Origin of the sequence: Streptomyces sp. HUAS 15-9 (assembly GCF_025642155.1) — a bacterium.
In the GTDB taxonomy this organism is placed as follows: domain Bacteria; phylum Actinomycetota; class Actinomycetes; order Streptomycetales; family Streptomycetaceae; genus Streptomyces.
Genome location: NZ_CP106798.1, coordinates 2,011,351 through 2,025,010, shown reverse-complemented (window position 1 = coordinate 2,025,010; position 13,660 = coordinate 2,011,351). Strand labels below are relative to the sequence as shown.

General features: G+C 70.6%; 12 protein-coding genes and 1 pseudogene. 5 read left to right on the top strand and 8 right to left on the bottom strand.

The genetic code is table 11. The features are described from left to right. The first annotated feature begins 6 nt into the window (after positions 1–6). On the top strand, positions 7–1,050 hold the full coding sequence (locus tag N8I87_RS09235; protein WP_263207215.1) for a zinc-dependent alcohol dehydrogenase family protein: 1,044 nt from the start codon (positions 7–9) through the stop codon (positions 1,048–1,050). 209 nt (positions 1,051–1,259) lie between these two features. Here the strand turns inward: N8I87_RS09235 and N8I87_RS09230 are convergent, their stop codons facing one another. The 5 genes and pseudogenes from N8I87_RS09230 to N8I87_RS09210 form a co-directional block, all read right to left on the bottom strand. Then, the gene (locus tag N8I87_RS09230) at positions 1,260–2,273 is read right to left on the bottom strand and encodes a CopD family protein (protein ID WP_263207214.1); all 1,014 of its coding nucleotides are present in this window, start codon (positions 2,271–2,273) and stop codon (positions 1,260–1,262) included. Positions 2,274–2,373: 100 nt separating this feature from the next. After that, positions 2,374–3,749 (bottom strand): annotated as a pseudogene (locus N8I87_RS09225) (CoA transferase). Positions 3,750–3,771: 22 nt separating this feature from the next. Further along, the gene (locus N8I87_RS09220) at positions 3,772–4,296 is read right to left on the bottom strand and encodes a hypothetical protein (protein ID WP_263207212.1); all 525 of its coding nucleotides are present in this window, start codon (positions 4,294–4,296) and stop codon (positions 3,772–3,774) included. A 75-nt stretch (positions 4,297–4,371) separates the two neighbouring features. Beyond that, entirely contained in the window at positions 4,372–5,889 is a 1,518-nt protein-coding gene (locus N8I87_RS09215) for a S8 family peptidase (RefSeq protein ID WP_263207210.1), read from the bottom strand. Positions 5,890–5,955: 66 nt separating this feature from the next. Further along, positions 5,956–7,482, bottom strand: coding sequence for a S8 family peptidase (locus tag N8I87_RS09210; protein WP_263207208.1), 1,527 nt, complete (start codon positions 7,480–7,482; stop codon positions 5,956–5,958). 248 nt (positions 7,483–7,730) lie between these two features. Here N8I87_RS09210 and N8I87_RS09205 point away from each other — a divergent pair, with 248 nt between their 5' ends. The 3 genes from N8I87_RS09205 to moaA all read left to right on the top strand — a co-directional run bounded on the left by N8I87_RS09205 (position 7,731) and on the right by moaA (position 10,854). Next, on the top strand, positions 7,731–8,087 hold the full coding sequence (locus N8I87_RS09205; RefSeq protein ID WP_263207206.1) for a DUF485 domain-containing protein: 357 nt from the start codon (positions 7,731–7,733) through the stop codon (positions 8,085–8,087). Continuing rightward, complete coding sequence (locus tag N8I87_RS09200; RefSeq protein WP_263207204.1) at positions 8,084–9,709, top strand: monocarboxylic acid transporter; 1,626 nt, start codon at positions 8,084–8,086, stop codon at positions 9,707–9,709. The genes N8I87_RS09205 and N8I87_RS09200 overlap by 4 nt, the downstream gene beginning before the upstream one ends. A gap of 155 nt (positions 9,710–9,864) precedes the next feature. Beyond that, positions 9,865–10,854, top strand: a complete 990-nt coding sequence (gene moaA / locus N8I87_RS09195) for a GTP 3',8-cyclase MoaA (protein WP_263207202.1) — start codon at positions 9,865–9,867, stop codon at positions 10,852–10,854. 44 nt (positions 10,855–10,898) lie between these two features. On the opposite strand, the gene N8I87_RS09190 is transcribed toward moaA, so the two are convergent. Next, entirely contained in the window at positions 10,899–11,123 is a 225-nt protein-coding gene (locus N8I87_RS09190) for a hypothetical protein (protein ID WP_263207200.1), read from the bottom strand. A gap of 242 nt (positions 11,124–11,365) precedes the next feature. Further along, positions 11,366–11,764 carry a DUF3099 domain-containing protein gene (locus N8I87_RS09185; protein ID WP_263207199.1) on the bottom strand — a complete coding sequence of 133 codons (399 nt, stop codon included), beginning with the start codon at positions 11,762–11,764 and terminating at the stop codon, positions 11,366–11,368. A gap of 259 nt (positions 11,765–12,023) precedes the next feature. Between N8I87_RS09185 and N8I87_RS09180 the strand changes: the two genes are divergently transcribed. Continuing rightward, positions 12,024–12,305 (top strand): GlsB/YeaQ/YmgE family stress response membrane protein, encoded by a 282-nt coding sequence (locus N8I87_RS09180; protein ID WP_263207197.1) that lies wholly within the window; start codon positions 12,024–12,026, stop codon positions 12,303–12,305. Between the two features lie 84 nt (positions 12,306–12,389). On the opposite strand, the gene tyrS is transcribed toward N8I87_RS09180, so the two are convergent. Further along, positions 12,390–13,658: a tyrosine--tRNA ligase gene (gene tyrS, locus N8I87_RS09175; RefSeq protein WP_263207196.1), complete on the bottom strand. Its 1,269-nt coding sequence runs from the start codon at positions 13,656–13,658 to the stop codon at positions 12,390–12,392. Positions 13,659–13,660: the final 2 nt, after the last annotated feature.

Genomic DNA, 13,660 nt, shown 5'->3' with positions numbered 1-13,660 from the left:
CTCGCCATGCGCGCCACCACCATCCACGCCCCGTACGACATGCGCGTGGAGGATGTTCCCGAGCCCGTGGTGCAGCTGCCCACCGACGCCGTGGTGCGCGTGCTGCGCGCCTGTATCTGCGGCAGCGACCTGTGGGCGTACCGCGGTGAGGCGGCCCGGCAGCCGGGCCAGCGGATCGGCCACGAGTTCCTCGGCGTCGTCGAGGAGACCGGCTCCGAGGTGAGCACCGTGCGGCGCGGCGATCTCGTGGTCGCCCCCTTCATGTGGTCGGACGGCGTCTGCGACTACTGCCGCGAGGGCCTGACGACGTCCTGCGAGCACGGCGGCTTCTGGGGCTCCGTCGGGTACGACGGCGGCCAGGGCGAGGCGGTGCGCGTCCCGTTCGCCGACGGCACCCTCGTCCAGCTGCCCAAGGACGCGGCCTCCGACGACCACCTGCTGTCCGCCCTGCTGACCCTGTCCGACGTCCTCGGCACCGGCCACCACGCCGCCCTGGGAGCGGGCGTCCGGCCCGGTGCCACCGTCGCCGTCGTCGGGGACGGTGCCGTCGGCCTGTGCGCCGTGCTGGCCGCCAAGCGCCTCGGCGCCGAGCGGATCATCGCGCTCGGCCGCCACCAGGTCCGTACCGACATCGCCCGCCGCTTCGGCGCGACCGACGTCGTCGCCGAGCGCGGTGAGGCGGCCGTCGAGGCGGTCCGTGAACTCACCCGCGGCCAGGGCGCGCACGCCGTCGTCGAGGCCGTCGGCACCGAGCAGTCGATGCGTACGGCGGTCGACATCACCCGTGACGGCGGCGCGATCGGCTTCGTCGGCGTGCCGCACGGCAGCGGCACCGGCCTCGACCTCGGCGTCATGTTCGACCGCAACATCGCCCTGCGCGGCGGTGTCGCACCGGTCCGCGCGTACATCCCGGAACTGCTGCCCGACGTCCTGGACGGCACCGTCGACGCGTCGCCGGTCTTCGATCTGACGGTCGGCCTGGAGGGTGTACCGGACGGCTACAAGGCGATGGACGAGCGCACCGCGCTCAAGGTCCTCGTCACCGGCTGAGGCGTCGGCCGGTCTTCAGTGGTTCGGCTGCGGCAGGGCTGTCAGCGGCCTCGGCGTGGTGACGGCATCGCCGCGCTCTAGGTTTTCGTGACCGATTGAGGCGTCGGCCGGTCTTCAGTGGTTCGGCTGCGGCAGGGCTGTCAGCGGCCTCGGCGTGGTGACGGCATCGCCGCGCTCTAGGTCTTGTCACCGGCTGAGGCGTCGGCCGGTCACCAGCGGATCGGCAGCGGGAGGGCCGTCAGCAGCCCCGACACCGTGATGACCACGCCGAGCGCGATGACCTCGGCCCGTGCGGGGACGCACGCGGTCAGCGGGTCGGGCGCCCGGCGCAGCCGGATTCGCGCCCACAGGGCGAGCAGGGCGACGACCGTCACGAGGATCACCTTGGCGAGCAGGACGCGACCGTAGGCGGTCGCCGTCAGCTGGTGCAGCACCGTGTCCGCCGGCATCCGTCGCAGGGTGCTCCACAGGCCGGTGGCGGTGATCGCCGCGAGCAGTACGGCGGCCACGCGCGCGTAGAGCCCCAGCAGCGCGGCGCCCGCCTCGCCTCCGCGATCGGGCCAGAGCCGCAGCGTCCGCAGCACATGCAGCAGGGCGCCCGCCCACAGGACCGCGCACGTCAGGTGGACGAGCGTCAGGCCCGAGCCGATCAGCGGGCCGTGCTCCGTCGTGGGGTGTGCGCGCAGGGCCTCCGCGAGGACGACCGCGGCCAGGGGCCAGACCTGGGTGCCGGGCCGACGCGACAGGGCGCACAGACCGGCGACGAAGAACGCGTTGACCTCGATCAGCGCGAGCGCGCCGTCGCGCGTGGAGTACAGCCCCCCGACGTCGATCTGGGACAGGCTGTGCGGCACCAGGTTCCCGGTCGCCACGACCGAGGCGAGGCCGAGCGCGGCGACGAATCCCGTCGCTGCCGCGTACGGGGACCAGCTGCGCGGGGTGTCCGGGGGAGCGCCGGGCAACCGCTGCGCCAGCCGGTTCACGAACAACTCACCCACCGGTACGCACAGGGCCGTGAACAGCGCCGTGCGCAGCAGGGCCAAGCCGCCCACGCCGGGCGCGGACGCCTCGCCGGTGCCGTGCAGCGCGGCGGACGGCCCCAGCAGGGATATCAGCGCGGCGAGCGTCACGAGGACCAGGACGGCGGCGGCCCGGACCACTCCGGTCCGGCGGCCGGCCGGGCTCTCGCCGTCCGCCTTCGCGGTCGGTCGTATCAACGTCACACCTGGATCCTCGCCAGCGGTCACAAAACGGGGCAAGTAAAGGAAAGCAACCGGGGGATGGGCGTTCCGTCCACTGATACGTTTCCGGCCACCCCCGCACTCAGTGCCACCGGGGTGCGTCCGCTCCCCAGACTCCCGGCGGTCGCGCCCAGTCGGTCGGTCCGTCGGTGAAGGACACCGGCGGTGGGGCGTATCGCAGCCGTCCCAGTGCGCTGTCCCGTTCGGCGAGCGGGGGGTGTGCCGCGTCGTGGGTGGTGGTGCCTGCCGGGCGGTGCTCGATCCCGTGCGTCAGCCAGGCCGCCGTCCGGGCCAGCGCCGGCCGCACGATTCGGCTGCCGCCGTCGTACGACTGCTCCGTCAGCGCCCGCAGCACCGCGGCCGCCAGCAGATAGCCCGTGCCGTGGTCCAGGGCCTGCGCCGGCAGGGCGCCGGGCTCTTCGGCCGATCCCTCGATCGTCGCGATGCCGGTCGCGACCTGCACCAGGCTGTCGAAGCCCCGCCGCCCGGCCCACGGCCCGTAGGTGCCCCATGCCGACACCTGCGCCACGACCAGCCCGGGCCGCCGCTCGGCGAGCGCCTCCGGGGACAGCCCGAAGCGGTCCAGGGAGCCCGGCCGGTAGCCGGTGACCACGACGTCCGCCTCGGCCAGCAGATCCTCGAAGACCGTGCGCCCGGTGGCGAGGTCCAGCGTCGCCGACCGCTTCCCGATGTCCGTGTCCGCGTGCAGGTCGGGGAGTTCGGGCAGCAGCGGAGCGTCCACGCGCAGTACGTCCGCGCCGAGCAGGGCCAGCGTGCGGGTGGCGACCGGGCCCGCGAGGACCCGGGTCAGATCCAGCACCCGCAGCCCGGCGGCCGGCAGCAGGGGAGCGCCCCGACCGGCGCGAGCACGCGCACGGGCGCCGAGCCCAGCCGCTCGCGCTCCACCAGCGGGCACCGCACCAGCGCGGCGGACTGCTCGTGCGCGGCCCACTCCTCGGGCGTGCGCAGGGCGACGGCGAGGCCGCCCGCGCAGTACACCGTCTCCTCCACCTCCAGGGCGGACCGCTCGGCGAGCCGCGCGGCGACGTCCGACACCGGCGCCGGGGCGTCCCGCGGCAGCCCCAGCGCGCCCAGCAGCCGTGCCCGGTGGTGTGGATAGTTGGCGTGGGTGCGCACCCAGCCGTCCGCGGTCCGCCAGAACCGCGACAGCGGCGCGAAGACGACCGGCGCCCGCCCTTCCACCCGCAGCAGCCGCTCACTGTGGAAGGCCGCCGCGACCGCCGCGTCGTCGACCCGGACCTCCGGCACCTCACCGAGCCCGGCCCGCCGCGCGCCCAACTCGGCGGCGGCCAGCGCGCAGGCGGCCACACAGGCACGCGCCAACTCCCGTACGGGCAGCTTCGCTTCGAGCGCACCCCGGCGCAAGACGGTCGACACACGCGAGAGCAGAGCGGGATCGCCGCCCACCGTGTCCCAAGCAAACTTGAGTGCAGTCATGACTGCACTATGAAGTATTGATTCAATCAACCTTGGCGGCGGCCCACCACAGGCGCACCTCCTTGCCGACATCGGTGGGGCGCAGCTCCCAGCCCTGGGCGAGGGCGACTTCGGCGACGTAGCGCCCGCCCGCACCGCGGTAGTCGCGCAGCGGTATCGCACACTCGACAGGCGGTCGCGGCTTCTTCGGCACGACCGGCCTCGATGCCCGCCGGGTCCAGTCGGCGACCTTCTTGTCGACCCGTGCCCGGTAGTAGCCGGTGTCGCCCTCATGCCGCAGTTCCGGCCAGGTCACGCACCAGGCGGGCAGTCTCATCGTCCGGTCCAGCACCCGGTCCATGAACCTGTCGAACCACCGCTCGGAGTCGCTGAACGCGGCGATCACCTCGGCCACCAGCCCCACGGCGAAGAGGAAGGCCCACGACGCGGGGGCAAGCAGACACAGTACGGGCAGGTACGCGGCCGTGGCCAGGAAGCGGAGCACCAACTGTCCCCGGGGCCGGACCGGTTCGGTACTCCAGGTCGCTGGATCTTCATACTCGAGCATGACGAAGATCCTGTCGCACAAGACGCCCGGGCCGGGCGGTCGTGCCGCCCGGCCCGGGTCATCTGCACACAGGCTCTACTTGGTCACCGCCGCCAGCGCGTCCGCCGTGCCCCAGCCGTAGAAGCCGTTGTGGTTCTTCACGCCCTCGCACACCGCGTCGACCTTGCCGTCGCCGTTGATGTCGTACGGGTCCGTGCACGGCGTGGCGTCCGCCTCGGCGTACAGCAGCGCCTTCACCAGCGCCGCCGGGGCATGCGGATGGGTTGACTTGATCAATGCGGCCACACCCACGACATGCGGGGTCGCCATCGACGTACCCGCCATGTAGCCCCACTTGCCGCCCGGCAGCGGGCCGAGGATCAGACCGCTGGTCGCCGGGGGCTCCGGCTTCTGGTAGGCCGTCGAGTCACCGCCGGGCGCGGCGATGTCGATGACCCCGAGGCCGTAGTTGGAGAAGGACGACTTGATGCCCTTGGCCCCGGTCGCCGCGACCGTGACGACACCCGGCAGCTGGGTCGGTATGTCGTAGCACTTGTGCGGGTCGATCACCCGGTCCGACGGGGTGCCGTCGTTCGGCGACACCGGGTCGGTGATCGAGTCGGACGCGAGGTCGTAACTCTCGTTGCCCGCCGCCGCGACGTTGACCGTGCCCTTCTTCTCCGCGTAGCGGGAGGCCCGGGTGATGGCGTCGACGAGCGCCCTCTGGTCCGGGTCGTCCTTGCAGTTGAAGTACCACGGGTCGGTGTAATAGCTGTTGTTGGTCACGTCCACGCCGTGGTCGGCCGCCCACATGAAGCCGCAGACCACGGCCTCCGTGTAGAAGTAGCCGGCGGTGGTGGACACCTTGATGCCGGCGACCTTGACGCCGGGCGCGACACCGGTGATGCCGACGCCGTTCTTGGCGCCCGCGATCTCGCCCGCCACATGCGTGCCGTGCGGACTCTCCGCCGCGCTGGGCCGCCAGGAGCCGTCGGTCGTGTCCGGCTTGCCCGACACGCAGTTGGCGGAGGCGCCGCGGTCGAAGTTCGGCGCGATGTCGGGGTGCGTGTCGTCGACGCCGGTGTCGATGACGGCGACGGTGACGTCCCGGCTGCCGAGGGTCTTCTCGTGTGCCTTGTCCGCCTTGATGGCGGGCAGGTCCCACTGCAGCGGCTCCAACGGGTCCTGCCCGTCGGCCGCCTGCGCGTCTGCGACCTCCTCGGCGCTCAGCACCTTCGGGGTGCCGACGTCGGTGGTCGACTGCGCGGGCAGCGGCGCGTTGCGTGTGGCACCGACCGAGTCGACCCCGCGCACCGTGCGGAGGGTCTTGGCGAAGTCCGGGTTCGCCGAGTGGACGACGATCACGCCGATCCGGTCGTACGAGATCACGACCGTGCCGCCGACCTTCGCGATGGCCTTCTTCACATGCGCGGAAGTGCCGTGCCCGGGGCCGACGTTGACGACATAGCTGAGCGAGGGCGCGTCATCGGCCACCGCCGTCGTGGCGTCGGCCGCGGACGCCGTGACGTTCGGCAGGAACGCGAGGGCCGTCGCCATGGCCATCCCGACCGGGATCGCCATGGCACGCCGGTAGCGCGACTGGGGCGCTGTCATGGTGTCTGTGTCTCCAGTTCGTTCGCGGTACGAGTAGTGCCGTGCGGAAGTCCTGGGAGCCAGGCCCTACTTGACCGCGCGCAGCGCGTCGACCACGCCGAACCCGTAGAAGCCGTTGACGCGCTTGCCGCCGACGCAGGTGGCGTCCACGACCCCGTCGCCGTCACCGTCGTACGGGTCGGTCGGGCAGCCCGGGTTGTCCGCCTCTGCCTTGAGAAGGGCCTGTAGTTGGGCCGGGGAGGCATACGGATGGGTGGACTTCAGCAGCGCGGCCACGGCGGCCACGTGCGGGGAGGCCATCGAGGTGCCCTGGAGGAAGCCGTACTGGTCGTTGGGCAGCGTGGACAGGATCCGGCCGTTCTTCGACGGTGTGTCCGGGATCTGGTATTTGTCGCCGCCCGGTCCCGCGACGTCGACGACGCCCTTGCCGTAGCTGGAGTAGTACGACTTGGCGCCCTTGACGCCCACCGCGCTCACGGTGACCACACCGGGCAGCTGGGTCGGTATGTCGAAGCACTTGTGCGGATCGACCGTCCGGGTCGTGGCGGTCGAGTCGTCGGGGCTGGAGTCGTCGACGAGGGCGTCCGAGTCGAGGTCGTCGTTGGAGTTGCCCGCCGAGGCGACATTGAGCGTGCCTTTGTGCTGGGCGTACATCTGGGCCCTGTTGACCGCGTCCACGATGGCACGTTGATCGGGGTCGTCCATGCAGTTGTACAGCCACGGGTCAACGTAGTAGCTGTTGTTGGTGATCTCCACGCCGTGGTCGGCGGCGAACACGAAGGCGCAGACGACGCTCTCCGGGTAGAACAGCTGCGTCGAGTCGGGCTGGGCGACGGTGATGCTCGCGACCTTCACCCCTGGGGCGACACCCGCGACCCCGATGCCGTTGCGGGCCGCGGCTATCTCACCCGCCACATGCGTGCCGTGGTAGTGGTCGGCGTCCACCGGCCGCCAGGCGCCGTACGTCGTGTCGGCCTTGCCGCTCACGCAGTTCGCCGACTGGGACGGCGAGAAGTTCGGGGCGATGTCCGGGTGGGTGTCGTCGACACCGGTGTCGATGATGCCGACAGTGACGTTCCTGCTGCCGGGGTTGATCGTGGCCGCCTTGTCGGCGCCTATCGCCCGCAGGTCCCACTGGTCGGCCTCGAGGGGCTCCTCGCCCGCCGTCGCGCCCTGCGCGACCTTCGCGGCCTCGGCCTTCGACAGGACCTGCACCGCGCCCTCGTCGGTCGTCCCCGCGGCGCTCAGCGGCGCGGTACGGGTGGCGCCGGCCGACTGCACCCCGCGCACGGCGCGCATCCGCTTGCCGAAGTCCGGGTTCGCGGAGTGGACGACGATCACGCCGATCCTGTCGTACGTCGCCACGACGGTGCCGCCGTTCGCGGCTATCGCCTTCTGCACCGCCTCGATCGTCCGGTGGTCCGTGCGGGTGTTGACCACGTACGCGAGACCGGAGCCGTCCGCCGCCTGGGACGCCCCGGCCGTCAACGGGGCCGCCGAGGCCGCCGCCGGCAGAAAGCCGAGCGAGGCGGTCAGCGACAGCACCACCGGCACCGCGAGAGCGAGCCGGCGTCTGGAGCGCAGATGAGCCATGGGATCTCCACATCATCCTGAAACGAAAACCGCCCGGGCACAGGTGGTGCTCGGGCGGGTACATGACGGGTGGTGCAGGGCGAAGCTATCTCCCTGTCTCATCGGCCAGCAATGACTTGGTCAAGATGAGTTCTGAAAGAACTCATAGGACTTGAACCGGTCCTCGCGTGGCGCCGTGGACCTTCGACAGGGAGCACGAGCACGATCGGACTCCCCCGTCGCACCCACCCGCAGCACGAGGAGAATCCGTGGCCACCGAGACACCGCCCCCCTCGAAAGCGCAAGCCCAACTCCCCTCCAGCGAGGAGTTCGCCGAGGTGCAGCAGAGCGCGGAGTTCGGTGATCTGCGCCGCTCCTACCGCTCCTTCGCCTTCCCGCTGACCGTCGCCTTCATCGCCTGGTACCTGCTGTACGTCCTGCTCTCCAACTACGCGGACGGGTTCATGGGCACCAAGGTGGCCGGCAACATCAACATGGCCATGGTCCTTGGTCTCGCCCAGTTCCTCACCACGTTCCTCATCGCCTGGTGGTACGCGCGCCACGCCGCCGCGAAGCTCGACCCCAAGGCGGCGGCCATCAAGTCCCGGATGGAGGGCGGCGCATGAGCATCGCGCAGCAGAGCGTGCTGGCGGCCGGCGAGGCCAGTGAGCACCGGCCGCTGATCATCACCCTGTTCGCGGTGTTCGTCGCCGCGACCCTGGTCATCACCGTCTGGGCGGGCCGCCAGACCAAGGACGCCGCCGACTTCTACGCGGGCGGACGGCAGTTCACCGGCTTCCAGAACGGACTCGCCGTCTCCGGCGACTACATGTCCGCCGCGTCCTTCCTCGGCATCGCGGGCGCCATCGCCCTCTTCGGCTACGACGGCTTCCTGTACTCCATCGGCTTCCTGGTCGCCTGGCTCGTCGCCCTGCTGCTGGTCGCCGAGCCGCTGCGGAACTCGGGCCGCTACACGATGGGTGACGTCCTCGCCTACCGGATGCGTCAGCGCCCGGTCCGTACGGCGGCCGGCACGTCCACCATCGTCGTGTCCATCTTCTATCTGCTGGCCCAGATGGCGGGTGCGGGCGTCCTGGTCTCCCTGCTGCTGGGCATCACCAGCGACGGCGGCAAGATCGGCATCGTCGCCCTGGTCGGTGTCCTGATGATCGTGTACGTGACCATCGGCGGTATGAAGGGCACCACCTGGGTCCAGATGGTCAAGGCCGTGCTGCTGATCGCCGGCGCCATCCTGCTGACCTTCCTGGTCCTGCTGAAGTTTCACTTCAACGTCTCCGATCTGCTCGGCAAGGCGGCCGACAACAGCGGCAAGAGCGCCGCGTTCCTGGAGCCCGGCCTGAAGTACGGCGCGAGCGGCACCACCAAGCTGGACTTCATCTCGCTCGGCATCGCCCTGGTCCTGGGCACCGCGGGCCTGCCACACATCCTGATTCGCTTCTACACCGTGCCCACCGCCAAGGCCGCCCGTAAGTCGGTCATCTGGGCGATCGGCCTCATCGGCGCCTTCTACCTGATGACCCTCGCCCTCGGCTTCGGCGCGGCCGCGCTGATCAAACCGGACGAGATCATCGCCTCCAACAAGGCGGGCAACACGGCGGCACCGCTGCTCGCCCTGCATCTGGGCGGAGTGGACTCCAACTGGGGCGCCATCCTGCTCGCCTCCATCTCGGCGGTCGCCTTCGCCACGATCCTCGCGGTCGTCGCGGGGCTGACCCTGGCCTCGTCCTCCTCGTTCGCCCACGACATCTACGCCAACGTCATCAAGAGGGGGCAGGCCAGCGAGAAGCAGGAGGTCAACGCGGCCCGGTACGCCACCGTCGGCATCGGTGCCGTCTCGATCCTGCTCGGCGCCCTGGCCCGCGACCTGAACGTGGCCGGCCTGGTCGCCCTGGCCTTCGCGGTCGCCGCCTCCGCCAACCTGCCGACGATCCTCTACAGCCTCTTCTGGAAGAGGTTCACCACGCCCGGCGCCCTGTGGTCGATCTACGGCGGCCTGGTCACCGCCGTCGGACTCGTCCTGTTCTCGCCGGTCGTCTCCGGCAAGCCCACGTCGATGTTCCCGGACATGGACTTCCACTGGTTCCCGCTGGAGAACCCGGGCATCGTCTCGATCCCGGTCGGCTTCCTGCTCGGCGCCGTCGGCACCCTCCTGTCGAAGGAGGCGCCGGACACCGAGAAGTATGCGGAGCTGGAGGTGCGGTCCCTGACGGGCACCGGAGCACACTGAGCGCAGCGCACGCACGGCCGCGTCGAGGGCATCGTACGGTCCTACGACGCGGCCGTGTCGTGCCTGGGGGTATCGGGGGTCGGCCTGTGTCAGTGGTGTCACGTAGGCTCGCAGGTGACGGAAGACAATTGATGCGGATCCGGGAGGGGGCCCACGTGCTCATCGACACCTACGGCCGAGTGGCCACCGACCTGAGGGTCTCGCTGACCGACCGGTGCAATCTGCGCTGCACCTACTGCATGCCCGAGGAGGGCATGCAGTGGCTGGCCAAGCCCGACCTGCTCACGGACGACGAGATCGTGCGCCTGATCGACATCGCGGTGCGGACGCTGGGTATCAAGGAGGTCCGCTTCACCGGCGGTGAACCCCTGCTGCGGCCCGGACTGGTCGGCATCGTCGAGCGCGTCGCCGCCCTGGAACCACGCCCCCGGATGTCCCTCACCACCAACGGCATCGGCCTTCAGCGCACCGCCGGCGCGCTGAAGGCGGCGGGCCTGGACCGGGTCAACGTCTCCCTCGACACCCTCCGCCCGGACGTCTTCAAGGCGCTCTCCCGCCGCGACCGCCACAAGGACGTCATCGAGGGCCTGGAGGCCGCCCGTGAGGCGGACCTCACCCCTGTGAAGATCAACACGGTCCTGATGCCGGGTCTGAACGACGACGAGGCCCCGGACCTGCTGACCTGGGCGATGGAGCACGCCTACGAACTCCGCTTCATCGAGCAGATGCCCCTGGACGCCCAGCACGGCTGGAAGCGCGAGGGCATGGTGACGGCCTCGGACATCCTGGCCTCCCTGCGCACCCGCTTCGAGCTGTCACCCGAGGGTGAGGGAGAGCGCGGCTCGGCACCGGCCGAGCGCTGGCTGGTCGACGGCGGCCCGTACCGCGTCGGCGTCATCGCCTCCGTCACCCGCCCGTTCTGCGCCGCGTGCGACCGCACCCGACTGACGGCCGACGGCCAGATCCGGACGTGCCTGTTCGCCACGGAGGAGACGGACCTGCGCGCGGCCCTGCGCTCCGACGCCCCCGACGAGGAGATCGCCCGCATCTGGCGCGTGGCGATGTGGGGCAAGAAGGCCGGATCCGGCCTGGACGACCCGACGTTCCTGCAGCCGGACCGCCCGATGTCGGCCATCGGAGGCTAGGGAGTCGGGTTCGGGGGCTTGACGTCAGGTCCGGGGGCTGCGGCTCAGGAGGACTTCCCGGCCGCCGATTCCCATTCGGTCAGCGGGACGACGTCCTTCAGGAACCCCCGCACCCCGAGGAACTGCGACAGATGCTCCCGGTGCTCCTCACAGGCCAGCCAAGTCTTGCGGCGGTCCGGCGTGTGGATCTTCGGGTTGTTCCATGCCAGCACCCACACGGCGTCGGTGCGGCAGCCCTTGGCGGAGCAGATCGGGGTCTCGTCACTCACGGGTTCGTCTCACAGGGAATGGCGGAAAAGCGCCGTAGGAAAAACGCTGTGGAAAAGGCGACGCCGAGCAGCCACGGGGGGAGCTGCCCGGCGTCGGTCCGTCGCTCCGACGGGGGATGCGGAGCGCGTACGCAGTATGTCATGGGTCACCCATCGCCCGGCACTGGAACTGCATGATTGATCTGAGCTTTTCTTGAGCTTGGTGCGGGGTCGCATTCCGTTTACCCGGGGCCGAGGAGCCCTCACGCCGGATCGGCCCGCTCCTCGTGGACCCCCGGTGCCGGATCGGTCAGCACATCCTCCGGGACGGGTTCCGCCTGCGCGTCCTCGGTCGGGGAAGGGGCGATCATCGGCCGCGTCGGCCCGGCCACAAAGGTCGACGGGAGGGACTGCGGCCGTTCCCGGCCCGCGTTGGCGATCACCACGGCGACATAGGGGAGAAGCGCCCCCAGAACCAACGCCACGATCGCGACGTGCCGTTCGACGTTCCAGAGCGTCGCCGCGAGGATCACCGAGATGGTGCGGACGGTCATCGAGATGATGTACCGGCGCTGCCGACCGCGCACGTCCTCGGCCAGGCCCGTCCGGGCTCCGGTGATCCGGAACACCTGGGCGTTGCCTCCGCCGTGCTGCTTCCGCATCACATTCCACCATCCGCCCGCATCGGACCCTCCCGGCCCACAACCATTCCCCGCACGGTCGGGGAACCGGGCCGGGCCGTCATCAACGTTACGCCGCGCCTGCGCAGCCTTCGAGACCGGGTGGCCTCCTGCCTGGGCGAACGTGCTGCGCAGTGCGGCGTACGGCCGTGAACCGTACGGCCGTACCCGACATGCGCCGTACGGCGGACGGGCCGAGACTGACCGTAGTGCTCACGTCGAGCCGTACGAGGAGGAAGCCATGGGCTGGTTGTGGGCGATCATCGTCGGATTCGTGCTGGGTCTGATCGCCAAGGCGATCATCCCCGGCAAGCAGCACAGCCCCCTCTGGCTGGTCACGATCTTCGGCATCCTGGGCGCCGTCGCCGGCAATGCGATCGCCGCGGCGTTCGGCGTCGCGCAGACCCGCGGCATCGACTGGACCCGGCACCTCTTCCAGCTCGTCGCCGCGATCATCATCGTCGCCCTCGGCGACATGGCGTACATGGCGCTGTGGGGCAACAAGAAACAGCAGCGGGTCTGACGGCGGACCCGGCACTGGCAGTCGCAGCGGCACCGGGGCACAAAAGGGCGGCTCCCCATGCGGGAAGCCGCCCTTCTCCGTGTCTCAGGCGCCCGCGACCTCGACCGCGGCCAGGTTCTTCTTGCCCCGGCGCAGCACCAGCCAGCGGCCGTGCAGCAGGTCCTCCTCGGCGGGGACCGCGTCCTCGGCGGTGACCTTGGCGTTGTTCACGTAGGCACCGCCCTCCTTGACCGTGCGGCGCGCGGCCGACTTGCTGGCCACCAGGCCGACCTCGGCGAACAGATCCACGACCGGGCCGAGCTCGGCGACCTGGATGTTCGGCAGCTCGGACAGGGCCGCGGCCAGCGTCTTCGCGTCGAGGTCCGCCAGCTCGCCCTGACCGAACAGGGCCTTGGACGCGGCCACCACGGCGGCCGTCTGGTCCGCGCCGTGCACCAGCGTCGTCAGCTCCTCGGCCAGCGCACGCTGCGCGGCCCGCGCCTGCGGACGCTCCTCGGTCTGCCGCTCCAGCTCCTCGATCTCCGCACGGGACTTGAAGCTGAAGATGCGCAGGAACTTCGACACGTCACGGTCGTCCGCGTTCAGCCAGAACTGGTAGAAGGCGTACGGCGTGGTGAGCTCCGGGTCGAGCCAGACCGTGCCGGACTCCGTCTTGCCGAACTTGGTGCCGTCCGCCTTGGTGATCAGCGGCGTGGCCAGCGCGTGCACCGGGACGTGCGGCTCGACCTTGTGGATCAGGTCGGCGCCCGCCGTGAGGTTGCCCCACTGGTCGCTGCCACCGGTCTGCAGTGTGCAGCCGTACCTCCGGTACAGCTCCAGGAAGTCCATGCCCTGCAGGATCTGGTAGCTGAACTCGGTGTAGCTGATACCCGCGTCGGAGTGCAGCCGCCGCGAGACGGCCTCCTTCGAGATCATCTTGTTGACCCGGAAGTGCTTGCCGATGTCGCGCAGGAAGTCGATGGCCGACAACCCCTGCGTCCAGTCCAGGTTGTTCACCATGGTCGCGGCGTTCGGCCCGTCGAAGTCCAGGAACTTCTCGATCTGGCCGCGCAGCCGCGCCACCCAGCCGGCCACCACCTCGGGGTCGTTCAGCGTCCGCTCCGCCGTCGGCTTCGGGTCGCCGATCAGACCCGTGGCACCGCCGACCAGGCCCAGCGGGCGGTTGCCCGCCCGCTGGATCCGGCGCATCGTCAGGATCTGCACGAGGTTGCCGAGGTGCAGGCTGGGCGCGGTCGGGTCGAAGCCGCAATAGAACGTGACGGGACCGTCCGCGAACGCCTTGCGCAATGCGTCCTCGTCCGTGGAGAGGGCGATCAGCCCCCGCCACGTCAGCTCGTCGACGATGTCCGTCACGG

Coding starts and splice junctions, on each gene's coding strand:
- N8I87_RS09235 (WP_263207215.1), top strand. CDS start 7: ATGCGCGCCACCACCATCCACGCCCCGTACGACATGCGCGTGGAGGAT.
- N8I87_RS09220 (WP_263207212.1), bottom strand. CDS start 4,296: ATGCTCGAGTATGAAGATCCAGCGACCTGGAGTACCGAACCGGTCCGG.
- N8I87_RS09215 (WP_263207210.1), bottom strand. CDS start 5,889: ATGACAGCGCCCCAGTCGCGCTACCGGCGTGCCATGGCGATCCCGGTC.
- N8I87_RS09210 (WP_263207208.1), bottom strand. CDS start 7,482: ATGGCTCATCTGCGCTCCAGACGCCGGCTCGCTCTCGCGGTGCCGGTG.
- N8I87_RS09200 (WP_263207204.1), top strand. CDS start 8,084: ATGAGCATCGCGCAGCAGAGCGTGCTGGCGGCCGGCGAGGCCAGTGAG.
- N8I87_RS09185 (WP_263207199.1), bottom strand. CDS start 11,764: ATGCGGAAGCAGCACGGCGGAGGCAACGCCCAGGTGTTCCGGATCACC.
- N8I87_RS09180 (WP_263207197.1), top strand. CDS start 12,024: ATGGGCTGGTTGTGGGCGATCATCGTCGGATTCGTGCTGGGTCTGATC.